20 protein-coding genes are annotated in these 23,868 nt (G+C 67.2%); 12 read left to right on the top strand and 8 right to left on the bottom strand.

Going from position 1 to position 23,868, the window contains the following annotated elements; all coding sequences use genetic code 11:
- Positions 1-55: 55 nt before the first annotated feature.
- Positions 56-1,432: a glutamate-5-semialdehyde dehydrogenase gene (locus HMPREF1868_RS08670; RefSeq protein ID WP_082719607.1), complete on the bottom strand. Its 1,377-nt coding sequence runs from the start codon at positions 1,430-1,432 to the stop codon at positions 56-58.
- Positions 1,433-1,609: 177 nt separating this feature from the next.
- On the opposite strand from HMPREF1868_RS08670, the gene HMPREF1868_RS08665 reads away from it, so the two are divergent.
- The 6 genes from HMPREF1868_RS08665 to HMPREF1868_RS08640 all read left to right on the top strand — a co-directional run bounded on the left by HMPREF1868_RS08665 (position 1,610) and on the right by HMPREF1868_RS08640 (position 8,271).
- Positions 1,610-2,761 carry a hypothetical protein gene (locus tag HMPREF1868_RS08665; RefSeq protein WP_062531687.1) on the top strand — a complete coding sequence of 384 codons (1,152 nt, stop codon included), beginning with the start codon at positions 1,610-1,612 and terminating at the stop codon, positions 2,759-2,761.
- A 234-nt stretch (positions 2,762-2,995) separates the two neighbouring features.
- A complete protein-coding gene (locus HMPREF1868_RS08660) occupies positions 2,996-3,550 on the top strand; it encodes a UBA domain-containing protein (protein WP_062531686.1) in 555 nt (184 codons plus the stop codon).
- A gap of 63 nt (positions 3,551-3,613) precedes the next feature.
- Entirely contained in the window at positions 3,614-4,393 is a 780-nt protein-coding gene (locus HMPREF1868_RS08655) for a response regulator transcription factor (protein ID WP_062531685.1), read from the top strand.
- A 79-nt stretch (positions 4,394-4,472) separates the two neighbouring features.
- On the top strand, positions 4,473-5,690 hold the full coding sequence (locus HMPREF1868_RS08650; protein ID WP_082719606.1) for a sensor histidine kinase: 1,218 nt from the start codon (positions 4,473-4,475) through the stop codon (positions 5,688-5,690).
- A gap of 116 nt (positions 5,691-5,806) precedes the next feature.
- Entirely contained in the window at positions 5,807-6,733 is a 927-nt protein-coding gene (locus tag HMPREF1868_RS08645) for a carbon-nitrogen hydrolase family protein (RefSeq protein ID WP_062531683.1), read from the top strand.
- Positions 6,734-6,870: 137 nt separating this feature from the next.
- Positions 6,871-8,271, top strand: coding sequence for an MATE family efflux transporter (locus HMPREF1868_RS08640; RefSeq protein ID WP_231782283.1), 1,401 nt, complete (start codon positions 6,871-6,873; stop codon positions 8,269-8,271).
- 111 nt (positions 8,272-8,382) lie between these two features.
- On the opposite strand, the gene HMPREF1868_RS08635 is transcribed toward HMPREF1868_RS08640, so the two are convergent.
- From HMPREF1868_RS08635 to HMPREF1868_RS10220, 3 genes are all read right to left on the bottom strand, one after another.
- Positions 8,383-9,666 (bottom strand): alpha/beta hydrolase-fold protein, encoded by a 1,284-nt coding sequence (locus HMPREF1868_RS08635; protein WP_062531681.1) that lies wholly within the window; start codon positions 9,664-9,666, stop codon positions 8,383-8,385.
- A gap of 233 nt (positions 9,667-9,899) precedes the next feature.
- The gene (locus HMPREF1868_RS09755; RefSeq protein WP_197414988.1) at positions 9,900-10,331 is read right to left on the bottom strand and encodes an iron chaperone; all 432 of its coding nucleotides are present in this window, start codon (positions 10,329-10,331) and stop codon (positions 9,900-9,902) included.
- A complete protein-coding gene (locus tag HMPREF1868_RS10220) occupies positions 10,214-10,513 on the bottom strand; it encodes a YdeI/OmpD-associated family protein (RefSeq protein ID WP_197414987.1) in 300 nt (99 codons plus the stop codon). The genes HMPREF1868_RS09755 and HMPREF1868_RS10220 overlap by 118 nt, the downstream gene beginning before the upstream one ends.
- A gap of 286 nt (positions 10,514-10,799) precedes the next feature.
- Between HMPREF1868_RS10220 and HMPREF1868_RS08625 the strand changes: the two genes are divergently transcribed.
- A complete protein-coding gene (locus HMPREF1868_RS08625) occupies positions 10,800-13,658 on the top strand; it encodes a Cna B-type domain-containing protein (protein ID WP_009278499.1) in 2,859 nt (952 codons plus the stop codon).
- Between the two features lie 143 nt (positions 13,659-13,801).
- Here the strand turns inward: HMPREF1868_RS08625 and HMPREF1868_RS08620 are convergent, their stop codons facing one another.
- On the bottom strand, positions 13,802-15,250 hold the full coding sequence (locus HMPREF1868_RS08620; RefSeq protein WP_062531679.1) for a MocR-like pyridoxine biosynthesis transcription factor PdxR: 1,449 nt from the start codon (positions 15,248-15,250) through the stop codon (positions 13,802-13,804).
- A gap of 147 nt (positions 15,251-15,397) precedes the next feature.
- On the opposite strand from HMPREF1868_RS08620, the gene pdxS reads away from it, so the two are divergent.
- Together pdxS and HMPREF1868_RS08610 are read left to right on the top strand one after the other, a co-directional pair.
- Entirely contained in the window at positions 15,398-16,288 is an 891-nt protein-coding gene (pdxS, locus tag HMPREF1868_RS08615; RefSeq protein ID WP_062531678.1) for a pyridoxal 5'-phosphate synthase lyase subunit PdxS, read from the top strand.
- 288 nt (positions 16,289-16,576) lie between these two features.
- Positions 16,577-16,897, top strand: a complete 321-nt coding sequence (locus tag HMPREF1868_RS08610) for a type 1 glutamine amidotransferase family protein (RefSeq protein WP_062531677.1) — start codon at positions 16,577-16,579, stop codon at positions 16,895-16,897.
- A 47-nt stretch (positions 16,898-16,944) separates the two neighbouring features.
- On the opposite strand, the gene HMPREF1868_RS08605 is transcribed toward HMPREF1868_RS08610, so the two are convergent.
- Positions 16,945-17,739, bottom strand: a complete 795-nt coding sequence (locus HMPREF1868_RS08605) for a protein-ADP-ribose hydrolase (RefSeq protein WP_062531676.1) — start codon at positions 17,737-17,739, stop codon at positions 16,945-16,947.
- Positions 17,740-18,112: 373 nt separating this feature from the next.
- Between HMPREF1868_RS08605 and HMPREF1868_RS08595 the strand changes: the two genes are divergently transcribed.
- Positions 18,113-18,859 carry a DeoR/GlpR family DNA-binding transcription regulator gene (locus HMPREF1868_RS08595; RefSeq protein WP_062531674.1) on the top strand — a complete coding sequence of 249 codons (747 nt, stop codon included), beginning with the start codon at positions 18,113-18,115 and terminating at the stop codon, positions 18,857-18,859.
- Positions 18,860-18,962: 103 nt separating this feature from the next.
- Here HMPREF1868_RS08595 and HMPREF1868_RS08590 read toward each other — a convergent pair whose 3' ends face one another.
- A complete protein-coding gene (locus HMPREF1868_RS08590) occupies positions 18,963-19,871 on the bottom strand; it encodes a glycyl-radical enzyme activating protein (protein WP_062531673.1) in 909 nt (302 codons plus the stop codon).
- Positions 19,872-19,979: 108 nt separating this feature from the next.
- Between HMPREF1868_RS08590 and HMPREF1868_RS08585 the strand changes: the two genes are divergently transcribed.
- On the top strand, positions 19,980-22,394 hold the full coding sequence (locus HMPREF1868_RS08585) for a glycyl radical protein (protein ID WP_062531672.1): 2,415 nt from the start codon (positions 19,980-19,982) through the stop codon (positions 22,392-22,394).
- 45 nt (positions 22,395-22,439) lie between these two features.
- On the top strand, positions 22,440-23,111 hold the full coding sequence (locus HMPREF1868_RS08580; protein WP_062531671.1) for a transaldolase family protein: 672 nt from the start codon (positions 22,440-22,442) through the stop codon (positions 23,109-23,111).
- A gap of 182 nt (positions 23,112-23,293) precedes the next feature.
- Here HMPREF1868_RS08580 and HMPREF1868_RS08575 read toward each other — a convergent pair whose 3' ends face one another.
- Complete coding sequence (locus HMPREF1868_RS08575) at positions 23,294-23,773, bottom strand: flavodoxin (RefSeq protein ID WP_062531670.1); 480 nt, start codon at positions 23,771-23,773, stop codon at positions 23,294-23,296.
- Between the last annotated feature and the right edge of the window lie 95 nt (positions 23,774-23,868).

Below are 23,868 nucleotides of genomic sequence, written 5' to 3'. Positions count from 1 at the left end.
CGACCGCTGACCGGCATAGGCCTAGCCGTCGACGACGCACGCGGGACCCTTTCCCCTAGAGCCTCAGGTCGCGGAAGCGGAAGCGGCTCCTGCCCTCGGCGTAGTCCGCGACCACCTGACCGGAGCCACGCAGCCGATACTTGTAGGTGACCAGACCGTCCAGACCCACCGGGCCGCGCGCGTGCAGCTTCCCGGTCGAGATGCCCACCTCGGCACCGAAGCCATAGCGGAAGCCGTCGGCAAAGCGGGTCGAGGCGTTCTGGTACACGCCGGCCGAATCCACCAACTGCATGAAGCGCTCTGCCACGGCATCGTCCTGGGTCACGATGGCATCGGTGTGGTGGGAGCCGTGTCGGTTGATGTGGTCGATCGCCTCGTCCACGCCGCCCACCAGCTTGGCGGATATGACGAGCGAGAGGTACTCGCGGTCCCAGTCCGCGTCCGTCGCAGGCACGCAGCCCACGATGGCCCGGACCTCGTCTGTGCCCCTGAGCTCGACCCCGGCGGCACGATAGGCGTCGGCGAGCAGGGGGAGGAAGTCTCCCGCGACGTCGCGGTGCACGAGCAGGGTCTCGGCCGCGTTGCAAGCGGCAGCATACTGGACCTTGGCATCAACGCAGATGCGCACGGCCTTCCGGAGGTCCGCCGCGGCGTCCACGTAGACGTGGCAGATGCCGTCAGCGTGACCCATCACGGGAATCCTCGTGTTGTCCATTATGTGGCGGACGAAAGCGTTCGAGCCGCGGGGGATGAGCAGGTCGACGTCGCGGTCGCAGGCCAAAAGCTCGTCGACCTGGCTGTGCGCCTCGACCTGGAAGAGGCAGCCCCCGGGCAGCCCGGCCTCCAGCGCGGCGCCGTGGATGAGGGCGAAGAGGGCACGATTGGTGCGCGCGGTCTCGGACCCGCCCTTGAGGATGGCGCAGTTGCCACTCTTTATGCACAGCGCCGAGATCTGGACCAGGGCGTCCGGACGCGCCTCGAAGATGACGCCGACGACCCCGATGGGGCAGGTGACACGCTCGAGCAGCAGTCCGTCGTCCAGCTCGCGGCGCAGCGTCATGCGACCGACGGGGTCCGGAAGGCCCACGAGGCCGTCGATGCCGGCGCAGACGTCGTCGAGCTTGTGCTGGTCGAAGCGCAAGCGCTTGACGACCGCGGGAGAGACCCCCGCCTCCTCGGCCGCGCGCACGTCCTCCTCGTTGGCAGCGAAAACGCTGCTGGCGCTGGCGACGAGCGCCTCCCTGATGCCCGCGAGGGCGGCGTTCCTCCGCTCGACAGATGTTGCCGCCAGCTCCGGGCTCTGCAGCTTCATGCGCGCGGCGACCTCCGCGATGCCGGTCCCGACCGCCGCACCGTTCGTGCTGACCATGTCGCCCATCCCGGTCGCGCCGCCCGTCCCCGCCACGTCGACCCTGCCGATGCCGTCAGACATGCTTCCTCCCCCGCCGTCCGTATTCGGACCAGTATACGGGCCTGCCAGCCCACCCGGACGTCAGGCGGCGCAGACGGAAACGCTTTGGTATATTCGCTCCAAGAGCCGTCTACGCTCCAGGAGCCGTCCGAGCCCGTCGCCATCGTCACCCACCCCGCACGTCGTCGAGGAGGTCCCATGAAGGAGAGAAGGTCCCTTGCAATCGTCGTGGTCGCAGCGTGCGCGATCGTCGTCGCCGCCATCGCCGCCCCGCTCGCGTGGAAAGCCACTCACACTCCCAGCGACGACGAAAGGCAGATCGCTCCCCGTCGCGCCGACGAGGCCGGCGTGACGCTCGTCGCCGCGGACACGCTGCCGGTCCAAGGCAACGCCGCCTGGTGCGCCCCGCTCCAGCTGTGCTGGGACGAGCTTCTCGCCTACCACAACGACGGGAATCCTCTCGAGCCGACCGCCGGACCGAACGAGCTGGTGGACGCCCTGAACGGGAGCCCCTTCGAGGCGGGCATGGTCTCGGACGACCACTATTACAGCTACGCCGGCCCCATGACCAAAGATGCCCGCAGCACCATGGAGGAGGCCATCGACCAGCGTTTCGGCCAGCGAAGCGACCTCCTCGACCTGCTGGACTGGGAGAGCGCGGAGCCAGACACCACGCTGTTCTACGCCATGCTCTATCGCCGGTTCTCGTTCGAGCGCCCGTTCGCGCTCCTACCCTACGACGGCACCTTCGGCCCCAGCCACACGGAGGGAGCCAGGTACTTCGGGACAGCAGAGACCGACGGGGCGGAGCGGAGCGACCTTCTCGCCCAGGTCACCCCCCTCTACTACGACGACTACGCGCACTGCGCCTGCAGGGTCTCGACCAAGGAGGGCGACGAGCTCGTCCTGGTGAAGTCGCCCGAGGGCCAGAGCTTCTCGGACATGTGGGACAACGCGACGTCGAGAACCGAGTCGGCGGGGGCGCAGAGGGCGCTCGGGGACGACGACGAGTTCGAGTGTCCCCTACTGAGCACCGACGTGTTCAAGGAGTACGACGAGCTCGAGGGCCTGGAGTTCGCGCTTCCCAACGGAGGTGGTCTCCGCATCGCCCAGGCGGTGCAGACCCTCAAGTTCGACCTGGACAACGAGGGTGGCAGGGTCAAGAGCGAGGCAGCCATCACCGCCGTTACATCAGCTGCGCCTCCACTCGACATCAGCCAGCCGCGCCACTTCGTGTTCGACGACAGGTTCGCGCTCTTCCTGGTGGATGGGAACGCCCCCGAGGGCTCGCGCCCCTACCTCGCGGTGCTCGTGGACGACGTCCGCGCGTTCCAAGGTCAGGACGCCTAGCGACGAGTGACGGACGCCCGGCGGTGACCGCATGGGACGAGGCGGGCGAGAGGACCAGACGGTGCGGGCGTATCCGGGCGTCGCCCCTCGCGTGCCCCATAGCACTTCGGTGCAGCCCAATCATCATCCGAACGTAATCTATGCCTAAGGGGCGGTTAATCTTGGCCTGTCACCATGCAATCATCGGATGGCAGCGGTTGCCACCCACGCGACACCCGCAAGAGGAAGGGACGCATGGTCATGGACGACCTCGAGAAGGCAGAGCTCATTCGCGAGAAGACGGGCGTGGGCTACGCCGATGCCAAGCTGGCGCTCGACGCAAGCGGCGGCAACGTGCTGGATGCCATCGTCTACCTGGAAAACGAAGGCAAGGCGAGGCCCCAGACGGCAAGCTACTCCACCGCCGGCAGCGAGCAGGGTGGCATATCTCCCGAGATGGCGGAGGCCCAGGACGCCTACCGGCAGGCAAGCGAGGGAGGCAGGTTCGAGAGGGGCTTCGAGCGCTTCTGCGACGGCTGCCGCCGCGTGCTGAGGAAGGGCATCGATGTCACCTTCGTGGTGGATCGACACGGGCGGCGCATCCTGGCCGTGCCCGTCCTGGTCCTGGTGCTCGCCCTGTTCGCCTGGGCGATCACGCTGCCCGTGCTCGTCGTGGGCCTGTTCCTCGAGTGCCACTACCACTTCGAGGGGGTGGGCAGGGTGACCGTCGACGTCAACGAGGCCATGGACAAGGCGGCCTCGGGCGCGGAGTCCCTCAAGCGCGACGTCATGGGACACGAGAAAAGATAGGATTCGCGGTCGGGCCCGTGCGTTCGGGCCCGACCGCAAGGCACGTCCGAACGGAAGCGGTGCATGAGCAGGATTCTTGTGGTCGAGGACGAGGCGAAGATCGCCCGCTTCGTGGAGCTCGAGCTGACACACGAGGGGTACGAGGTGGACAAGGCCGCCGACGGCAGGTCGGGGGTGGACGCCGCCCTCTCGGGTGACTACGACCTCGTCCTTCTCGACCTGCTCCTTCCGCAGCTGAACGGCCTCGAGGTGCTGCGCCGCATCCGCAGGGAGCGTGACGTCCCCGTCATCGTGCTCACCGCGCGAGACTCCGTGATGGACAAGGTCGCGGGGCTCGACGCAGGGGCCGACGACTACGTGACGAAGCCCTTCGCCATCGAGGAGCTGCTCGCCCGCATCCGCGTGGCGCTCAAGCGTCGGGAGGCGACCGCAGGCACCGCCTCGGCGGCCGACGCGCCTGTCGCGGCTGCTACCGCGACGGCGAGAGACGAGACCGGCCCCGCCGGGGACGACACCGACGGCAACCCCAGGGATCCCGCGCGCCACGTGCTCAGCTCCAACGGCGTGACCCTGGACGTGGAGAGGCACGAGGTCACCGTCGCGGGCGAGGAGGTCCAGCTCACGAACCGCGAGTTCGAAGTCCTGCGCGCCCTCATGGAGAACGAGGACATGGTCATGACGCGCGATCGGCTCCTGCAGCTGGCGTGTGGCTACGAGTACGCGGGCGAGACGAACGCCATCGACGTCTACGTGCGTCACATCCGCTCCAAGATCGACGACCGCTTTGGCATGAGGCTCGTGACGACCGTCCGCGGGGTGGGGTATGTCATCCGGGAGGGGTAGCGCCAGGGCGGTCAGGCAGGGCATGCCCTCCACCGCCCGTTCGATCAGCTGGAGCTTCTGGTGGAGAAGGCTGGCCGGGATGATTGCCTTCGACCTGTTCGTCTGCGTGGCGCTCGTGGCAAGCTTCGCAGTGCAGTGCGCCAGCAAGCTCCCCGAGAGGGCCCTGCGGGCCGGCTCCCCCAATGCCATTGCCTCCCTCGAGCTCGCCACGGACGGCGACAGGCCAGAGGCCCTGAGCCTGGACGTGTTGCTCGGCGACGGAACGAGGACGAGCTTCCCCATGGGAGACCTCTTCCGCCTCATGGGACCCGTCGCCGTCGCCGCCGGCTCATGGCAGCTCGTCTCGCTCCTCAGCCTGCCGGAAGACACCAGGCGCGTGCGGCGCAAGCTCCTTCCGCTGAACCAGCTGGCGTTGGACGCCGAGGCGATGGGCAGCGGCGCCGGCGGGATCGAGGCGGACAAGATGGAGAGCCTTGAGCAGGCCATCTCGCGCGCGACGGTCGACTCGCCGCGCGTCACCACCGGCGACCAGGACCTACAACCCATCGAGGTCGCGCTCAACGGACTTCTCAACCAGATGCAGAAGTCCCGGCAGCAGCAGACGAGGTTCGTCTCGGACGCCTCGCACGAGCTGCGCACGCCCATCGCCGTGATCAAGGGCTACGTGGACATGCTCGACAGATGGGGCAAGACGGACGAGGCCGTGCTCGAGGAGTCGATCGAGTCCCTGAAGGCCGAGACGGACCACATGCAGGAGCTCGTCGAGCAGCTGCTCTTCCTGGCCCGCGGGGACTCGGGCCGCAACGCGCTCCAGATGGCCCCCCTCAACTTGGCCGAGGTCACGGCAGGCGTGTGGGAGGAGTCGTGCATGATCGATGACGCCCACCGCTACGCGCTCGAGAACCCCGAGGGGGCGGAGGGAGACCCCCGCTACCAGATGACGGGCGATCTGGCGATGGTCAAGCAGTCGATAAGGGTCATCGTCCAAAACGCGGCGAAGTACTCCCCGACCGGGTCGACCATCACCCTCGGTGCCAGGGCCAGGGACGGCCGCGTCTCGTACCAGGTGCAGGACGAGGGGATGGGCATGGGCGAGAGTGATGTGGCACACGCGTTCGAGAGGTTCTGGCGCGCGGACGAGGCGCGCGGCGGCGAGGTCGGCGGCACCGGGCTGGGACTCTCCATCGCCAAGTGGATCGTGGACGCGCACCAGGGGACGATCGACGTCGTCTCGCGCGAGGGCGTGGGCACGCGCTTCTCCGTGAGCTTTCCCGTCTCTGCGGATGGACGCGCCTGACGGGGGACGCCCCGTGCTTCTCCCCCGTAAAATGTCATGGCCCCACGGCGGCCGCCCGCCGTGGGGTGGCTATTCTCCCCTTTGCACGACTCGCAAGCCCGCAGAAGGAGCAGCGCATGAGGGAACTCGCCGACGCCTGCCGCATTGCCGTGGTGCAGATGCAGCCCACGATCTTCGACCGCGACACCTGCGCCTCTCGGATGGTGGAGACGATCGATCACGTCTCGCGCGAGCGCCCCAGCGACCTCATCGTCTTCCCCGAGCTGGCGATTCCCGGTTACCCGCATGGCCTGACCTTCGGCTTCGTCACCGGTGCGCGCAAGCCAGCCGGCCAGCTCGACTGGAAGCGCTACTACGACGGCTCCGTCCTGGTCGACGGACCGGAGGTGGGGACCATCGCCGAGGCGGCGCGCCGAACCAGCAGCTGGGTGAGCGTGGGAATATCGGAGCGCGACGCCACGAGCGGCACGCTCTACAACAGCAACGTGGTCATCGACCCCGAAGGAAGGGTCGACGCCGTGCACCGCAAGCTCAAGCCCACGGGCCTCGAGCGCGTGGTGTGGGGAGACGCCCAGGACCACTACTTCCCCACCTCCGACACGCCCTGGGGGCCGATGGGCACCCTCATCTGCTGGGAGAGCTACATGCCCCTGGCGCGCGTCGCGCTGTACCAGAGGGGCGTGACCATCTACCTCGCCCCCAACACCAACTGCAACCCCGAGTGGCAGGCCACGCTGCGGCACATCGCCCTGGAGGGGCGCTGCTTCGTGGTCAACTGCGCGCCCTACGTCGAGCGAGCGGACTACCCGGCCGACCTGGCGGAGCCGGAGGAGGTCGAGGCGCTGGACGAGGTGGTGTACACGGGCGGGAGCTGCGTGGTCGACCCCTACGGACACTACGCCGCCGGCCCCCTGTGGGACGAGCCGGGCGTCATCTATGCCGAGCTCGACCTGCAGCAGGTGGCGGCGAGCAAGTGGGAGTTCGACCCCGTGGGCCACTATGCCCGGCCCGACGTGCTCGAGCTGCGCGTGAGCGACCGGTAGGACCTCGTTCGGCCGGTTCGCCCCTCCCGCACGTAACGATTCCGTGAGGATGTGAGCACCGGCTCAGCATCCCGACGGGCCACGCCGGGCTTCGGTGCATCATGCCTCTCATGCGAAGCGACGCAGACGACACAGACGTGACCGCACGGACGGACGCGGCCGAAGCCCACCACAGGGGCAGGCAGACCCCCGAGGAGAAGTTCCGGCAGATGACCGAGGAGCCCATCCGGCCCCTGATACTCTCGCTCGCCACGCCCTCGATCCTCTCCAACCTGGTCACCAGCATCTACAACCTGTCCGACACCTTCTTCGTGAGCAGCCTGGGCACCTCCGCGTCGGGTGCCATCGGCATCTCGTTCGTCGCGATGACCGCGATCCAGGCCATAGGCTTCTACTTCGGGCAGGGCACGGGCAATGCCATCTCGCGCCACCTTGGGGCGAGGGAGAGGGACGAGGCCTGCGTGCTTGCCACCACGGGCCTCGCCTGCACGCTGACGCTGGGGCTGGTCGTCGCCGTGCTGGGCAACGTCTTCATCGACCCCATCTGCCTCCTGGCCGGGTCGACCCCCACTATCCTCCCCTACGCGCGGCGCTTCGTGGGCATCATCCTCATGGGCGCGCCGTTCATGTGCAGCTCGCTCATGCTCAACATGCAGCTGCGCTTCGAGGGGGAGGCCTTCTACTCGATGGCGGCCATCATGACGGGCGCCGTGCTCAACATGGCGCTGACGCCGTTCTTGATCTACGTCTGCGGCATGGGGATCGCGGGCAGCGCGACCTCCACCGTCATCTGCGAGTTCATAAGCTTCTGTCTCCTGGTCTTCCAGATGCAGAGAGCGGGCATCACGCCGCTGGGCCTACGGTGGCTGCGGCGTCCCACGAGGGAGATGGCGCTCAAGATCAACAACGGCGGCGTGCCGTCCTTCGTACGACAGATCATGCTGGGCGTGGCGACGACGCTGCTCAACGACGCCGCGCGGCCGTTTGGCGACGCGGCCATCGCGGGACTGGCCATCGTCCAGCGCATCTGCGGCTTCGGCAACTACGTGCAGATTGGCATCGGACAGGGCTTCCAGCCCCTCGTGGGATACAACTACGGGGCACGGCGCTTCGGGCGCATCCGGGAGGGCTATGCGTTCGCGGTGCGCGCGGCGCTGGTCGCGGTGTTCTCTGTGGGCGTGTTCACCTGCGCCTTCGCGCCGCAGCTGGTTGCCTTCTTCAACGACGACCCCGAGGTGGTGCGCATAGCCACGCTCACCCTGCGCGTCGAGAGCTTCACCATGTCCATCACGGGCATGGCCATGATCACCAACTTCCTGCTCCAGACCACGGGGCGCATGTGGCGCGCCACCATCCTGGGTGCCTGCAGGCTGGGCCTGGTGATCGGCCCGGTCGTGACCGTGCTGCCGCACTTCATGGGGCTCCTGGGCGTGCAGCTGGCCCAGCCCCTGACCGACGTGATCACGGGCCTGGTGGCGCTGCCCATGGCGGCGAGCATCCTCGGCGAGCTCGGGCGAGAGGAACGGGCGGCAGCCTAGCCGCAGCCATTGCCTAGCAGCCATCGCCTGACCCAAGCCGACGAGGCGATTCTGGGTGCGACGACTGACGGGACAATCCCCGCGCCTGGGCGCGTCCCTGGGCCAAGCCCGCTAGCTGCGTGCGACCTTGAGCCGGCGGGCCTCGTCCCTCTCCGCGTCGACCTCCGCCTGCACCTCGGCGAGCGCGGCGGCAAGGCGCTCCGCCTCCCCCTGGGCTGCAGCCACGGCCTCCTTGGCGGAGGCGAGACGGGCCGTGGAGTCAGCCTGGGCCTGGACGGCGCGCTCGACGGCAGCCTCGGCCTCGCCCGCGATCCAGCGCGCGGAGCCCAGGCGCTCGGCGGCCGCGTCTGCGGCCGACTGCGCCGCACCCGCCGCCTTCGTGGCCTCCGCCAACAGCAGGGCGATGCGGTCCCTCTCGGCCCAGGCATCGGCGGCGACGGCACTGAGCTCCTCGTCCTCCTGGACGGCGGCCTCGACGGACTTCGCCTCGTCGCGCGTGCGCTTGCGGGCGGCCCTGAGCTCGGACTTTGCCTGTTTCAGGGTCTCTGCCGCCGTCTCGAGCTCGGTCGCGGCCGACTCGCGCTGGTTCGCGGCATGCTCGGCCTCGGTCTGCGCTGACGCGAGACGGGCGACCAGCTTGCGGTCGATGAGGCCGTTGGGCGCCAGGAGGCAGGGCAGCAACTGGCGTGCCTCCTCCTGCCACCAGAACCAGCTGGGCACGACGTCCCAGCCCCAGTACTCGAAGCTTGCCTCGAGCCCCAGCTCGCAGCAGAGTGCGTCGAGGCCACGCTGGGAGCCCAGGCCGAGCTCGTCGGAGGAGCGACCACAGACGAAGGCAAGCTGCTTGCCAGCAAGGGCCTTCATGCCCTTCGCGTCATTGGCAAGCGTTCGCACGATGTCGACGGGAGAGACGTCAAGCCACGCCTGGTCGGGGTCGGCTCCCGCAAACGCGCGCGCGTCATAGCTGCCCGACATCGCGAGGAGCCCGCCCAGCCTCTTGGGCTGTCGCAGCATGAGTGCCGTGGCGTTGAGCGCGCCGATGCTGGCACCGGCAACGAGCGGCAGCTCCTTGCTGGCGGAGTGCCGTGCCGCATAGGGAAGGAGCTCCTTCTCCACGTAGCCTTGCCATTGCTCAAGGTTGCGCAGGCGGTAGTCGTCCACGGCGCCGCGGGCGAGCCAGGTCTGCGCGTCCATGGACTCGGTGCAGAAGAGCTGCAGCTCTCCAGCCTCGATGCGCTCGCGAAGCGCCTCGACCATGCCGCCGTTCTCCCAGCTGGTGCTGCAGCCGTCCTCTGACGGGAAGGCGATGACCGCGCGTCCGGCATCGCCATAGACTGACACGTCGAACGACCTCTGCGCCAGCTTGCTTTGGATGCTGATGTCTGCCTGCTTCATGGGAGACCTCCGGTCTGGCTCGTCGGCGGCGCATCGCCCAGCGATGCCCTGGTATCCAGGCTTAATTGTACGCGCTCGAAGGACGGCCGAAGCGCCAGCGGGCCGCTCGCAGGCCACGCCTGGCGAGGGCGCACCGAAAAAATGCGCATTGGATTACGTTCAGGCGGGGGCATTCTGGGCAAACGCGGCGCGTCTCCACAATTCGACACTACCGTGCGCAGTTTTTTGGCGCACTAGTCCGATTCCCCAGCCAACCAGAGACAGATGCGCGTGACGAGTCCCCTTGGGAGCGGCTCGTCATACTCCAGGCGCAGCGTCCCCTTCGAGCTGCGACGCGAGCCAAGCTCTTGGGCGAAGTGGTCGAGAGCGGCCGCTCCCGGGTAGATTCCGACATGGCTCGCGTAGCCCGCGAAGTGCAGAAGCAGCTTCCCGTCCAGCCGATAGCTGGGCATCTGCCACGAGATGGTCTCCTCGGCCCCTGGGAGAGCGTCAACGACAGTCGCCCTGAGCTCGTCCAGCAGGAGGCGACGCTCCGCAGGCTGGGCCTCTAGGTACTCGTCCGCCGTGCGAGGTCCCGCGACGACGTCAGGGGCCTCGGGGCCGCCCACCTCCGCACCGCCCGACGACGTCGCATCCTTCTCCTTGCGGGACGGACGGTGCTCCATGCCCATGTACACGCCACCGCGCGCAAGCTGTCCAACATCTGGGCGATACGCCGCTCGCGCGTGGCCGGAAGCTTGGCGCGGTCAATCCAACCCAGGTAGTCGTTTCGTTGGTAGGCGGGACGCTGGTCGTAGTCCGCCCTCAGCCCGCGAGACTCGAGCAGCTCAAGGACGTCCTGCGGCATGGGGTTCCTCGCGCGCATACCATCCTCCCTTGGTTATTTAAACGAGAGACGCAGCCAAGTTAAACGAGAGACGCAGTCAAAGACGGCACCGGGCCTCATGCTGAGCAGATATCGACAGGCGACAAACACTGTATTTTTGGAAAATCATACATAAACGGAACCAGATATTACCTGCTAGATGCAGAAAAAATGTAGGAATTCGGTTACCATGGCACAGATACGATGGAATTTGACAAAGACGCCCTTCTGGAGAAGACAGACCAAACACACGAGAGGAAGGCCCGCCATGAAGAGCAGGCTCTTTGCCCTTTTGGGCATGGTGCTGGCATTCTGCATCTGCCTACCCCTAGGCATGCGGACAGCCCTTGCCGAGAGTGACCACCCCATCTATGTGAACGGCTCCACCGGGTCTGACAGCAACCCCGGCACGGAGGATGCGCCGGTGAAGACCTTCGCCAAGGTCAAGGAGCTGCTGCCCGGCTCGGGCTTCGACTTCGCCTACGTGAGCGGGGCGCTCAAGCCCTCTGGCGACGAGACCTGGGACCTCGGCGGCAAGATGCTCCAGCGGGCGTCTGGTTACTACGGCGAGCTCATCCATGTCGGGGGAGGCGCGAAGCTGACGCTCGCCAACATCGTCGTAGATGGCGGCATTGACAACGGCAGCTGGGCAGAGTGCACGGGCGGCTCAGGCGAAGGCGGATCCATCGTTGGCGTGTTCGACGGCGGTGCGCTGACGATCGCCGAGGGCGCCACGTTGCAGAACAACTACATCCGCAGCGAGGGGCATTGGTACCCCGAGGCAGGAGGCGGGGTCTTCGCGAAGGATGCGGGCACCACGGTGAACGTCGAAGGCGGCACCATCCGCAACAACTCCGCCGTCCGCGGCGGCGGCATCTACGGCTGCGATAATGCCGTCATCAACATGTCAAGCGGCACCATCACGGGCAACCACGCCGTCGATGGCACAAACAGCAACCCCGATCTTGATCAACGCTATGGCGGTTCCGGCGGCGGCATCTGCGTGTTCGATGGTGCCGACATCAACCTCTCGGGCGGCACCATATCCGGCAACGATGCCTTCGAGCGGGGCGGCGGCATCTCGGTAGGCACATTCTTTGGCCCCCAAAGCCAATCCGTCCTCACCATGACCGGCGGCACGATCGACGGCAACAGCGCCGGGAGCGGTGGCGGCGGCATCTTCGTGCAGTACGGCGACGATTCCGCCTATAGCATCGCGACCATCACCGGCGGCAGCATCACCAACAACGCCATGACGGGCGAAGGCGATGACAACGGCATGTTCGGCGGCGGCGGCATCTACGTCAACGGCATCGGTGACGGATATACCGGCTGGCACGACGCCGAGCTCTACCTCTCGAACGTCGAGGTGGCTAACAACTCGACGAAGGTCTACGGCGGCGGCTATGCTGCCTGCCCCGCCTCCGTCACCGAGATCAACCTGACTAACGGCTCGGTCTTCTACAACAACAAGGCCGACGAGGGCGCCAACGAGCTCTACATCCTCGCCGCGACCTGGCTCGGCACCCACAGCGGTAACCCTCCCTACGAGATCTCGCCCTCCATGCTCGGCGGTGGCGCCTACAGGTGGACCTACGACGACGGCAGCGAGGTTCCCCTCGACGACCTCAAGGGCGTGCTGGATGCCTGGTCCGGTCAGGAGCTCTCGCTCGGTAACGCGCTGACCAAGGACGATCCGGGCGTGCAAAAGGCACTCGGTTTGGCGAAGGTTCACATCACGGGCAACAGCTCCGCCACACGCGGTGGCGGTATCGGCTCCAACGGCACCGTGTTCATCGGCAAGTCCGTCGAGACCACCGAGATCAAGGTCACCAAGACCTGGAACGACGGCTCCGAGCAGAACGCCACCCATCCGGGCTCGGTGCTGGTCAACCTCTATCGCGACGGCCAGTACGTGGGCTTCCAGAAGGTCACCCCCGACTCCGACGGCAACTGGACGGCGACCTTCCAGAACCTCCCCAAGAACGACCCCAGCGGCCACGTGTACGACTACACCGTCGAAGAGCGCAAGGTCGAGGGCTACGTCCCCGAGGTCAGCGGCAGTGCCGCAGAGGGCTTTGTCATCACCAACACCCCCGCCACCTCCGTCCAGGTGAAGAAGAGCTGGGTCGGTCCCGTCGCAGGACCCGTGACGGTAAAGCTCCTGGCAGACGGCCACGACACGGACAGGGAGCTCGCACTCAACGAAGGGAGCGGCTGGAAGGGCAGCTTCGACGACCTGCCCAAGTATGCCGAGGACGGTCACGCGATCGCATACTCCGTGCGGGAGTCCGACGTGCCCGACGGCTACGAGGCCAGCGATCCGGCGGGTGACGCAGCGACCGGCTTCACCATCACGAACACCAACGTCGAGAAGGTCCACGTCCAGGGAAGCAAGACCTGGGACGACGACAACGACCGCGACGGCCTGCGACCCGCGAGCATCACGGTGCGGCTCCTCGCCGGCCAGACGGAGGTCGCAAGCAAGGAGGTCACGGCAGAGCAGGGCTGGAGCTGGGACTTTGGCGAGCTGCCGAAGTACGACGGCAACGGCAGCCCCATCAGCTACCGGATCGTCGAGGACAAGGTCGGGGGCTATGCGAGCACGACGTCCGAAACCGGCTTCGACGTCACCAACACGCACTCCCCCAGCGTCACCTTCGTCAAGGTGGAGAAGGTCTGGGACGACGCGGACAACGCCTCCGGCAAGCGTCCCGCCTCGGTGCGCGTGCAGCTGACGGCCAACGGCAAGGCCACGGGCGACGCGGTTGAGCTCTCCGCCGCCAACGGCTGGAAGCACAGCTGGGACAAGCTGCCCGTCAACGAGGCCGGCAAGAAGGTCACCTACGCGGTCCAGGAGGTCGAGGTCCCCGACGGCTACGCCTCCGAGGTCACGGGGAACGCTGGTGAGGGCTTCACGATCACCAACAAGCTGACCACCACCCCTCCCGACAAGACCCCCAAGAAGCCGAAGCCTGAGACCCCGAGCAAGGCAACCCCGAAGCCGAAGCCCGCGACGCCCAAGACCGGGGATGACAGCGCCTCGCCCATCGCTCCCCTGCTCGCGTCGGCATGCGCCCTGAGTGCGGGACTCGCCCTGCGACGCGGCGCGCGTCGCGAGGACTAACACCAGGCGAGAGCATCCACGACACCGATTGACGGTCCAGGCGGCCAGCGGAGTCAACTCCGTTGGCCGCCTTCTCGTTGGCATGACGGACGGAACGGATACGCCACCCGCGTTGCCAGCACACCAATGTTTGGCGCGAACCCCTAGCGTGCGTTCCTGACGAGAGCGGCCAGACGCGCGGCAACGGACGCGACGTCACTCTCACCAAGACTTGAGTAGCTCATCACGAAGGCGTGCCGGTCGGCCTCGGGCGCCTCGCCCCCGGCGTAGAAGCCGCTCATCGCCCGCAGGGGCACGCCCGCCTCGCGGCACGCGCGCTCGAGCTCCTGGTCGCTCGTGCCGGAAGGCAGCTCCAACCGTAGGACGAAATGCAGCCCCGCGTCCTTTGACCTCACGTCCGCGAGACGCACCCCAAGCTCCCCCTCAAGCGCGAGGAGAAGCCGGTCCCGCAGGTGGCGACAGCGCGTGCGCGTTCGGTTCACGTGCCGCTCGAAGCTGCCGGACTCTATGACGCGCGCCAGGACGAGCTGGTCGACGGTGCCCACGGTGCCCGACGCGAACGAGAGCTCGTCTCGCCAGCGCCGCGCCAGGGCCTCGGGCAGCACGGCGTACGCCACGCGGAAGGCCGGGCCAAGGCTCTTGGTGAAGGTGTTGGTGTATATCACACGACCCGCGACGTCGACGGACTGCAGCGTAGGCGCCGGCAGGCCCGAAAGGCGGAACTCGCAGTCGTAGTCGTCCTCGACCACGTAGCGCCGGGGACGCTCCGCCGCCCAGGCCAGGAGCTCGTAGCGGCGGCCAACCGGCATGACGACACCCGTGGGGAACTGGTGGGACGGCGTGACGTGCGCGACGTCGGCGCCGTTCGACCTGAGGCCGTCCACGACGAGGCCCGCCACGTCCATTCCCACGGGGACGACACGCACGCCGCTGGCCTGGTAGAGGCGGCGCAGCTGGGGATATCCGGGGTCCTCCACCGCAAAGCAGAGGTCCCGGCCCAGGAGCTGCGCCAGCATGGCGTCGAGCAGCTTGGAGCCGGCGCCCACCACGACCTGGTCCGGCGTGGCCGCGAGCCCGCGCGTCTGGGCCAGATGGCGACAGATGGCGGCGCGTAGGCGGGGTGACCCCAGGGGATCGGTCTGCCCGAGCAGGGAGCGCTCGTCCTCCTCGGCAAGCACCTCGCGTGTGATGCGCGCCCAGTTGCGAAGGGAGAAGAGGCCCGCTGAGCCCAGCTCCGCCTCCTCGTCGGGGAGGGTGGGAACGAATCGTTGCGCCCCGGACCCATGGGCTGGCCCCGACGCCATGGCGTGGCTCGGGACGAGGGGCCGCGCAGCTCTCGCCTGCCCGGAGGCGCCCCGTGCCACGAAGTAGCCCCGGCGCTCGGCAGACTCGACGTAGCCTTCGGCCAGGAGCTGGCGATACGCCGCCTCCACCGTGATCACGCTCACGCCCAGGTGCTCCGCCAGGCGACGCTTGGGGGGCAGCCGGTCGCCCGCCACGAGCCGCGCCGACTCTATGTCTGCCCGCAGGCACTTGTAGAGGTGCGCGTACAGCGTGTCGCTGCCACGCCGCCCCATGTCGTAGGTAAGCATTTCTGACCCTGTTCTGGACTGGTACTGACCTTGTTGATTAATCATCTATTGGATATAGCGACAATATCAGACTCAATCTAGCCTTTGGTTCGTGACACCAGACGGCCTGCGCGGACGGGCGGGGGCACACGACCAAGGGAGAATGGCATGGCAACGGAGCAGACAGGCAAGGACCAGGCGGCGGCCAACCGCGAGTTCGCTCGGTCACTGGCGGGCGGCGTCATCATGGACGTCACCACGCCCGAGCAGGCGCGCGTCGCGGAGGAGGCGGGCGCGGTCGCGGTCATGGCCCTGGAGCGCATACCGGCAGACATCCGCGCGGCAGGTGGCGTGTCCCGCATGAGCGACCCCAAGATGATCAGGGGAATCCAGGAGGCGGTGGGCATCCCCGTCATGGCGAAGTGCCGCATCGGCCACTTCGTCGAGGCGCAGGTCCTCCAGGCGATTGGCATCGACTTCATCGACGAGAGCGAGGTGCTCTCGCCCGCGGACGACCTGAACCACATCGACAAGACCGACTTCGCGGCGCCCTTCGTCTGCGGCGCACGCGACCTGGGCGAGGCGCTGCGCCGCATCGCCGAGGGGGCGGCGATGATCCGCACCAAGGGCGAGGCCGGCACGGGTGACGTGGTGCAAGCCGTGAGCCACATGCGCAGGATGAACGCGCAGATCCGGCAGGTCCAGAGCCTGCGCGTCGACGAGCTCTTCGAGTTCGCCAAGGAGCTGCAGGTGCCCCTGGGGCTGCTGAGGCGCGTTCATGACGAGGGCAGGCTACCCGTGGTCAACTTCGCCGCCGGTGGCGTGGCGACCCCGGCGGACGCGGCGCTCATGATGCAGCTGGGCTCTGAGGGCGTCTTCGTCGGGTCGGGCATCTTCAAGAGCGGCAACCCCGCCAAGAGGGCTGCGGCCATCGTCGAGGCCGTGCGCCACTACGAGGACGCCGAGCTCGTCGCCCGCGTGAGCGAGGACCTGGGCGAGGCCATGGTTGGCCTCAACGAGGACGAGGTAACGCTGCTCATGGCCAAGCGCGGGAGGTAGGGGCCGCAGGCGCGCCCGGACAGGCCGGAACGGAAGGCTCAGCCGCCAGGCCGATGGGCGCGACCTGCACGACCTACATTTCAGGCGCAACGGGCGCGGCGCGGTCACCCAGTTCGGTGGTCGCACCGCGCCTTGCGCGCCGATACTCGGAGGGGCACCAAGAAACTGTACATTGGATTTCTTTCAGGCGATAAAATCCTGGGCAAACGTCCCTCGCCTCCACAACTCTGAGGAATCATGCGCAGTTTTTCCCACGAAGTCTGATAGGTCGCGCGCGATAAGAATTGGATGTCGGGTATCAGGATAAAGAGAGCAGGTGAGGCCGCCGTCCCAGGAACGACCACCCGCCCATTCCGCGCGCCCGATGGCTCCTACCTGGTTGAGGGCAAGCGCGTCAGCGGCTTCACCAACATGGAGGAGAAGCTCAGCCGCACGGCGAAGGCCATGCCCTTCTCACCCGAGGACGAGATCGGCAAGCGCGGCGGCAAGTTCACCAAGAGGCCCCCCTTCAGCACGTTCGCCGTAGCCGACGGGCGCCTGATAAGCGGCCAGAACCCCATGTCGGCCGCAAAGACCGCCACGCTGCTCGTCGAGGCCCTGCGCGCGTAGGCGGCAGGGCCCCGGCCGGGGCGGGCAGGGCCCTGCGTCCTTGCCCGCTACCCTAGCAGCCCCCGGTAGATCTGCTCATCCCGGGCGAGGAACACGTTGAAGACCACCTGGTCGACCGCACCGGGATGCTCGTCGAGCCAGTTGCGGACGGAGCCCACAGCGATGCGCGCCGCCTCCTCCTGAGGGAAGCCGAAGAGCCCCGTGCTGATACAGCAGAAGGCGACGCTACGGTCGCCCGCCTCGCTCACGGCGTCGAGGCAGCTCGCATAGCAGTCTGCCAGCTGGCTTCGGTGCAGTCGCGTGGGCGCGCCTCCCGCGATGGGTCCCACGGTGTGGACGACGTGGCGCGCCGGAAGGTTGTACGCCGACGTCAGCTTGGCCTGGCCCGTCAGCTCCTCGTGACCCTGTGCCGTCATGAGCCGCGCGCACTCCTCGCGCAGCTGCACCCCCGCATAGCTGTGAATCGCGTTGTCTATGCAGTGATGACCGGGTACCCAGCAGCCCAAAAGCTGGCTGTTGGCCGCGTTGACGATGGCATCCACCTCGAGGGCGGTGATGTCGCCACGCCAGAGCGAGAGGTGCCCGTCGACGTCACTGCGCGGCAGCTCCGTGGCACGCACGACGCCCTTCTCCTCTGCCATGACGCGCAGCAGTCGGTCCTGGCGTGCATAGAACTCGTCGCTCGTCCGACGCGGCTCACGCAGGTTCATCAGCGCCCTGAGGTAGGGCCAGAGCTGGCCCGGCTCCGTGGCCGAGGCGCGGCTGGCCGAGCCGCGCTCCTCCTCGAGGTAGTCGATGAGCCACCTGAGCTCTGACTCCCTCTTGTCTCCAATGGCACCCATGGCACCTACGCCCCCTCGGCGAGCTTCGCCCTCAGCCCAGAGATCACCTTAGCCGCATCGTCGCGAATCAGGATCGCGCGATTAGCCAGCATGGCGGGAGCCAGCGGCTCCATGGCGTTGACCTGTGTGTACGTCGCCCGCTCTTCCCATTGGCATCGCGACCCCCCTCCCGTTTCCGCAAGCATTTCCGTCCATTCTTACCCAAGCGAGAGGGGCTCTGGCGCACGATGCCCCCGCTTCCTCTTGCCTGTATTTTTCTTCCTTTTTGCTAGAATGTGCTTTCGTACGTAAGAAACATGCCACTGCCATGGCTTCGCGTCGATGCGCTGCCACGCAGTCGCCCTCTTGGTGCAAGCCAGACAGAAGGTCCCACATGTCCAAGCGCGACGCCAAGATCCTCGAGCTGCTCACAGTCGAGAAGAAGATGGAGGTCACGCGCCTGTCGGAGCGGCTCGGCGTCTCCAACGTCACCATGCGCAAGGACCTCGACTCGCTCCAGGACCGCAGCCTCGTGCTGCGCGAGCACGGCTTTGCCCTCCTTGCCAACCCCAACGACGTGAGCGGGCGCCTGGCGTACCACTACGAGGAGAAGCGCCGCATCGCCCAGCGCGCGGCCGAGCTCGTGCCCGACGGCTCCACCGTCATGATCGAGAGCGGCAGCTGCTGTGCCATCCTCGCACGCGAGCTCGCCGTCCAGAAGCAGGGCGTGACCGTGGTCACCAATAGCGTCTTCATAGCCAACTACCTGCGTGACTTCCCGAGCGTCGAGGCAATCCTGCTGGGCGGGATCATGCAGCGCGACTCCCAGGTCACCGTGGGTCCGCTCCTGCGCACCTGTGCCCGCGAGTTTGCGGTCGACCACCTCTTCGTGGGAGCGGACGGCTGGATCGACGGCGTGGGCTTCACCAACGGCGACCAGATGCGCGCCGAGGCGGACCGCACGATGGCAGAGTCGGCCGGACACGTGGTCGTGCTCACGGAGTCCGAGAAGTTCCGCCAGCACGGCGCCATCCCCCTGCGCTTCGGGGACAAGCCGCTGAGCGTCGTGACCGACCCCGGCCTGGGCTATGAGACCCTCCGGAGGCTGGAGCAGATGGGAATCGAGACCCTGATCGCGTGACGAGGCCACGACGTGCCGACGGCGCGGCGCAAGGGCCGGGCGAGAGACCCGTGCCTGCCTTGCGGCGGGCGATACCCCTCCGCGCCCTCCCAGCCAATCCACGCTAGAAGAACGCGCGCACGCCCTCGTCCGCGTAGGCGCGCGCGTACTCCACGAGATCCTCCTCGTGCAGGTTCGTCTTGCCCGCAAGGGCATAGGGCCGCTCGAGAAGCGCGTACTTCGACTCCCCGAGGTTGTGGAAGGGAAGAAGCTGCACCTGGTCCAGACCCAGGCCGCGCAGCAGCCGCGCCATCTGGCGCGCGTCCTCGATGTCGGCGTTGAAGCCCGGCACCACCGGCGTGCGCACCAGCACGTCCCGGCCAGCCCCCACGGCCCAGTTCAGGTTGGCGAGCGGCAGCTCGTTGCCGCCGCCCGTCCCCGCGCGATGCGCCGCCGCATCCCAGTGCTTCATGTCCACGAGCAGGTGGTCCACCAGTGGTGCCACACGGGCGAAGGCCCCCTGGGGCACGTAGGCCTCGGTCTCGAGGCAGCTGTCTATGCCCTCCTCGCGCAGGCGACCCAGGAACTCGACGCAGAAGTCGGGCCAGAGCAGCGCCTCCCCTCCCGAGAGCGTCACCCCGCCGCCGGAGTCCTCGTAGAAGGGCTTGTCCTGCAGGCAGAGTGCCAGCAGCCCCTCGACGTCGCGCGTCCTCCCCACCACGCTGAGCGCATGGCCGGGGCACTCTGCCACCGCACGCGCGGCGGCCTCCGAGCACGCGTCGACACCATGCAGGTCCACGTGCCGCCTGCCGCCCGTCACGCGCTCGCCCGCCCCAGCGCAGAGATCGACGCAATGCCCGCAGCCCACGCAGGAGGCGCGCTCCCACTCCAGCTCTGGCTCGCGCCGCTGGCTCTCTGGGTTGGCGCACCACTGGCAGCGCAGGGGGCAGCCCTTCAGGAAGACGACGGTACGAATGCCCGGGCCGTCATTCAGGCTGAACTTCTGGACGTTGAAGACGGTCGCCGTCTGCATGCTGCCTCCACGGGGACGTTTTTCTCGCCTTGACTTCTCTTCCGTGTCACCTATCATTATATTTACGTTCGTAAGTATATATTATTTCTTACGTAATTAGGAGAACGGATGGAGAACGCACCGCACTTTGGGTCTCTCACCCCGCGTATGCAGGCGTATCGCGAGGAGGTCCTGGACGAGAAGCCCTTCGTCGACGCCGAGCGCGCCGTCCTCTGCACCGAGTCCTACCGCCAGACCGGCAGCCAACCCCCCGTCCTGAGGCGCGCGCTCTCGTTCGCGCACATCCTGGACAACATGAGCATCTACATCGAGGACAAGACCCTCCTCGCAGGCAACCAGGCCACCAAGAACTGCAACGCGCCCGTCTTCCCCGAGTACACGCTGGGCTTCGTCCTGGACGAGCTCGACGAGTTCGACAAGCGCGACGGTGACGTCTTCCACGTGACCGACGAGGACAAGGCGCGCATCCGTTCCATCGCCCCCTTCTGGGAGGGCAACACCCTGCGCGAGCGCGGCCTGGCGCTCCTGCCCGACGAAGTCGCCGTCTTCATGGAGACGGGCGTCCTTGGCATGGAGGGCAAGCTCAACGCGGGCGACGCGCACCTGGCCATCAACCACGCGCGCCTGCTGCGCGAGGGACTGCGTGGCTACGAGGAGCGCACGCGTGCGGCGATGGGCGCGCTCGACCTCACCGACCCCGAGTCCGTCGACAGGCTGGCGTTCTACCGCGCCGTCCTGACGGTCATCCCCGCCGTCCGCCGCTGGGCCCGGCGCTACGCTGGCCTCGCGCGCGAGCTCGCGGCCCGACAGGACGACCCCGCGCGCAGGGCCGAGCTCGAGCGCATGGCCGCCACCTGCGAGCGCGTGCCCTACGAGCCCGCCCGGAGCTTCCGCGAGGCCGTGCAGGCGGTGTGGTTCTCGCAGGTCCTGCTGCAGATCGAGTCAAACGGCCACTCGCTCTCGTACGGCCGCCTCGACCAGTACCTGCTCCCCTACTACCAGGCGGACGTCGAGGGCGGCGCCATCACCCGCGACGAGGCGCTCGAGCTGCTCTGCAACCTCTGGATCAAGTCGCTCACGGTGCAGAAGGTCCGGAGCCAGTCGCACACGCTCTCGTCGGCCGGCAGCCCCATGTACCAGAACGTCACCATCGGCGGACAGACCACGGCCCGCGAGGACGCCGTCAACGAGCTTTCGTACCTCGTCCTGCAGTCCGTGGCGCAGACCCGCCTGACCCAGCCCAACCTCACCGTGCGCTACCACGCGGGCATCGACAAGCGCTTCTTGGACGAGTGCGTCGAGGTCATGAAGCTCGGGTTTGGCATGCCCGCCCTTAACAACGACGAGGTCATCATCCCCTCGTTCGTCAAGTGGGGCGTCGCCGAGGAGGACGCGTACGACTACTCTGCCATCGGCTGCGTCGAGACCGCCGTCCCGGGCAAGTGGGGCTATCGTTGCACCGGCATGAGCTACCTCAACTTCCCCCGACTGCTCCTCTGCTGCATGAACGGCGGCGTCGACCTCACCACCGGCAGGCGCTTCACCAAGGACTACGGCCACTTCACGCAGATGAGCAGCTACGACGAGCTGCTTGCCGCCTGGGACAAGACCATCCGCGAGATGACTCGCTACTCCGTCATCGTCGAGAACTTCATCGACAAGGCCTCCGAGCGTGACGTGCCCGACGTCCTCTGCTCCGCCCTCACCGACGACTGCATCGCCCGCGGCAAGACCATCAAGGAGGGTGGCGCCGTCTACGACTTCATCAGCGGTCTGCAGGTGGGCATCGCCAACATGGCCGACAGCCTCGCCGCCATCAAGAAGCTCGTGTTCGAGGAGGGCAGGATCGGGCGGCAGGAGCTCTGGGACGCGCTGCTCGACGACTTCCAGTCCCCCCAGGGCAAGCGCGTCCAGGAGCTCCTCGTGAACGATGCCCCCAAGTACGGCAACGACATCGACTACGTCGACGACCTGGTGGTCGAGGCCTACGACTCCTACATCGACGAGATCGCGAAGTACCCTTCTACGCGCCACGACCGCGGCCCAATCGGCGGCATTCGCTACGCAGGCACGAGCTCCATCAGCGCCAACGTGGGGCAGGGCATGGGCACCATGGCGACGCCCGACGGTCGCCACGCCCACGAGCCGCTTGCCGAGGGCTGCAGCCCCGCGCACAACTGCGACAGGCAGGGCCCCACGGCCGTGTTCAAGTCCATCACCAAGCTTCCCACCGAGAAGATCACCGGCGGCGTGCTGCTCAACCAGAAGCTGACCCCCACCATGCTCTCGCGCGACGAGAACAAGCAGAAGCTCGAACTCATGCTCCAGACCTACTTCAACCGCCTGCACGGCTACCACGTCCAGTTCAACGTGGTCTCGCGCGAGACGCTGATCGACGCGCAGAAGCACCCCGAGGACCACAAGGACCTCATCGTGCGCGTCGCGGGCTACAGCGCCTTCTTCAACGCGCTCAGCAAGTCCACGCAGGACGACATCATCGGGCGCACCGAGCAGACGCTCTAGAATCAGGAAGCAACAGGGCAGGAAGGACCAGGGGAGAGGAACGACATGGAGTTCTTCATCGACACCGCGGACATCGAGGCAATCAGGGAGCTGTGCTCCTTTCTCCCCATCGATGGCGTGACCACAAACCCCACCATCATCACCAAGTCCGGCAAGGCGCCCGAGCAGGTGTTCGCCGAGCTCGAGGAGGTCCTGGACGAGGACCAGAAGATCATCGCCCAGGTGGTGGCGACCGACTACGAGGGCATCCTGGCGGAGTCGCGCAAGATCGCCTCGCTGCGCGGTGGCAAGAACGTCGTCGTCAAGATTCCCGTATCGCGGGAGGGACTGCGCGCCATCCCCGCCGTCAAGTCTGAGGGGACCTGCGTCCTGGCCACCGGCATCTACAGCCCCGACCAGGCCTTCTGGGCGGCGAAGGCCGAAGCCGACTACCTGGCGCCCTACGTCAACCGCATGTGCAACTACGGCGACGGCGTGAGCCAGGTAATCGAGCTCGTCGACACCCTGGCCACCTACGGCTTCGACGCAAAGGTCTGCGCCGCGTCGTTCAAGAACGTCGACCAAGTGCACCAGCTGCTCGCGGCGGGCACGCCCGCGATAACCGTGGCGCCCGACGTGATCCGCGCGATGGTTGACCACCCCGGCACCGCCATCGCCGTGGACGAGTTCACGAGCAACTGGCGGAAGACCTACGGAAGGTCCACGCTCGAGGCGTAGGGTCTGAGGCCGGAGGCAATGGATGCCGCTCGAGAGGTGGAAAGGACAGCATTTCGCGTGAAATGCTGTCCTTTTTCTCGCTCAACTGGGCAAACGCAAAATTTGACAGCATTCTACGCAGAATGCTGTCTTGGAGGGCCTTCGCCAAAGCAAGGTCGACTGCGGCTACCCCAGGCCCAGGCTCACAGTCCGAGCTCGCGCACCCAGGACGCGAGCTCGGCCGCAGAGGCGCCGGCGCTCAACCTGCGACCACCGCGCACCGTGGCGTCGGGCACGAGCTGCTGCATGCGCTCCGGAGCCTTGCCCAGACCACTTCCGCCGCTGGTGGCAAAGGGCACGACGGTCTTCCCGGAAAAGTCGTGAGCCTCCAGGAAGCTGTCTACGATGCGCGGCTCGACGTACCACCACACGGGGAACCCCACGAAGACGACGTCGTAGCCAGAAAGGTCGACGTCGTCGCCCGCAAGCTCGGGACGGCAGGACTCGTCCCGCATCTCGACGCTGCTGCGCGACGCCCTGTCGTTCCAGTTGAGGTCGGCGCTGCTGTAGGGTCGCGCCGGCGCGACCTCGTGCAGGTCGGCCCCCGCGGCGTCTGCCAGCGTCTTTGCCACGCGCGCAGTGGTTCCCGTGGCCGAGAAGTATGCGACCAGAACCTTTGCCATGATCCTCTCCCCCTCCATGGACGCCGGCGGACGCACCATGCGGCCAATCGGCGCCCCGCTCGTTGGGATAATCATGCGCCGACGTGGAGCCATCG

Origin of the sequence: Olsenella sp. DNF00959, assembly GCF_001553055.1 — a bacterium.
GTDB classification, from domain to species: Bacteria; Actinomycetota; Coriobacteriia; order Coriobacteriales; family Atopobiaceae; genus Olsenella_I; species Olsenella_I phocaeensis.
Note: the sequence above shows the minus strand (reverse complement) of the source record. Positions and strands in the feature narration are given on the sequence as shown.

Coding starts and splice junctions, on each gene's coding strand:
- HMPREF1868_RS08670 (WP_082719607.1), bottom strand. CDS start 1,432: ATGTCTGACGGCATCGGCAGGGTCGACGTGGCGGGGACGGGCGGCGCG.
- HMPREF1868_RS08665 (WP_062531687.1), top strand. CDS start 1,610: ATGAAGGAGAGAAGGTCCCTTGCAATCGTCGTGGTCGCAGCGTGCGCG.
- HMPREF1868_RS08660 (WP_062531686.1), top strand. CDS start 2,996: ATGGTCATGGACGACCTCGAGAAGGCAGAGCTCATTCGCGAGAAGACG.
- HMPREF1868_RS08655 (WP_062531685.1), top strand. CDS start 3,614: ATGAGCAGGATTCTTGTGGTCGAGGACGAGGCGAAGATCGCCCGCTTC.
- HMPREF1868_RS08650 (WP_082719606.1), top strand. CDS start 4,473: ATGATTGCCTTCGACCTGTTCGTCTGCGTGGCGCTCGTGGCAAGCTTC.
- HMPREF1868_RS08645 (WP_062531683.1), top strand. CDS start 5,807: ATGAGGGAACTCGCCGACGCCTGCCGCATTGCCGTGGTGCAGATGCAG.
- HMPREF1868_RS08635 (WP_062531681.1), bottom strand. CDS start 9,666: ATGAAGCAGGCAGACATCAGCATCCAAAGCAAGCTGGCGCAGAGGTCG.
- HMPREF1868_RS09755 (WP_197414988.1), bottom strand. CDS start 10,331: ATGGAGCACCGTCCGTCCCGCAAGGAGAAGGATGCGACGTCGTCGGGC.
- HMPREF1868_RS10220 (WP_197414987.1), bottom strand. CDS start 10,513: ATGCCGCAGGACGTCCTTGAGCTGCTCGAGTCTCGCGGGCTGAGGGCG.
- HMPREF1868_RS08625 (WP_009278499.1), top strand. CDS start 10,800: ATGAAGAGCAGGCTCTTTGCCCTTTTGGGCATGGTGCTGGCATTCTGC.
- HMPREF1868_RS08620 (WP_062531679.1), bottom strand. CDS start 15,250: ATGCTTACCTACGACATGGGGCGGCGTGGCAGCGACACGCTGTACGCG.
- pdxS (WP_062531678.1), top strand. CDS start 15,398: ATGGCAACGGAGCAGACAGGCAAGGACCAGGCGGCGGCCAACCGCGAG.
- HMPREF1868_RS08610 (WP_062531677.1), top strand. CDS start 16,577: ATGTCGGGTATCAGGATAAAGAGAGCAGGTGAGGCCGCCGTCCCAGGA.
- HMPREF1868_RS08605 (WP_062531676.1), bottom strand. CDS start 17,739: ATGGGTGCCATTGGAGACAAGAGGGAGTCAGAGCTCAGGTGGCTCATC.
- HMPREF1868_RS08595 (WP_062531674.1), top strand. CDS start 18,113: ATGTCCAAGCGCGACGCCAAGATCCTCGAGCTGCTCACAGTCGAGAAG.
- HMPREF1868_RS08590 (WP_062531673.1), bottom strand. CDS start 19,871: ATGCAGACGGCGACCGTCTTCAACGTCCAGAAGTTCAGCCTGAATGAC.
- HMPREF1868_RS08585 (WP_062531672.1), top strand. CDS start 19,980: ATGGAGAACGCACCGCACTTTGGGTCTCTCACCCCGCGTATGCAGGCG.
- HMPREF1868_RS08580 (WP_062531671.1), top strand. CDS start 22,440: ATGGAGTTCTTCATCGACACCGCGGACATCGAGGCAATCAGGGAGCTG.
- HMPREF1868_RS08575 (WP_062531670.1), bottom strand. CDS start 23,773: ATGGCAAAGGTTCTGGTCGCATACTTCTCGGCCACGGGAACCACTGCG.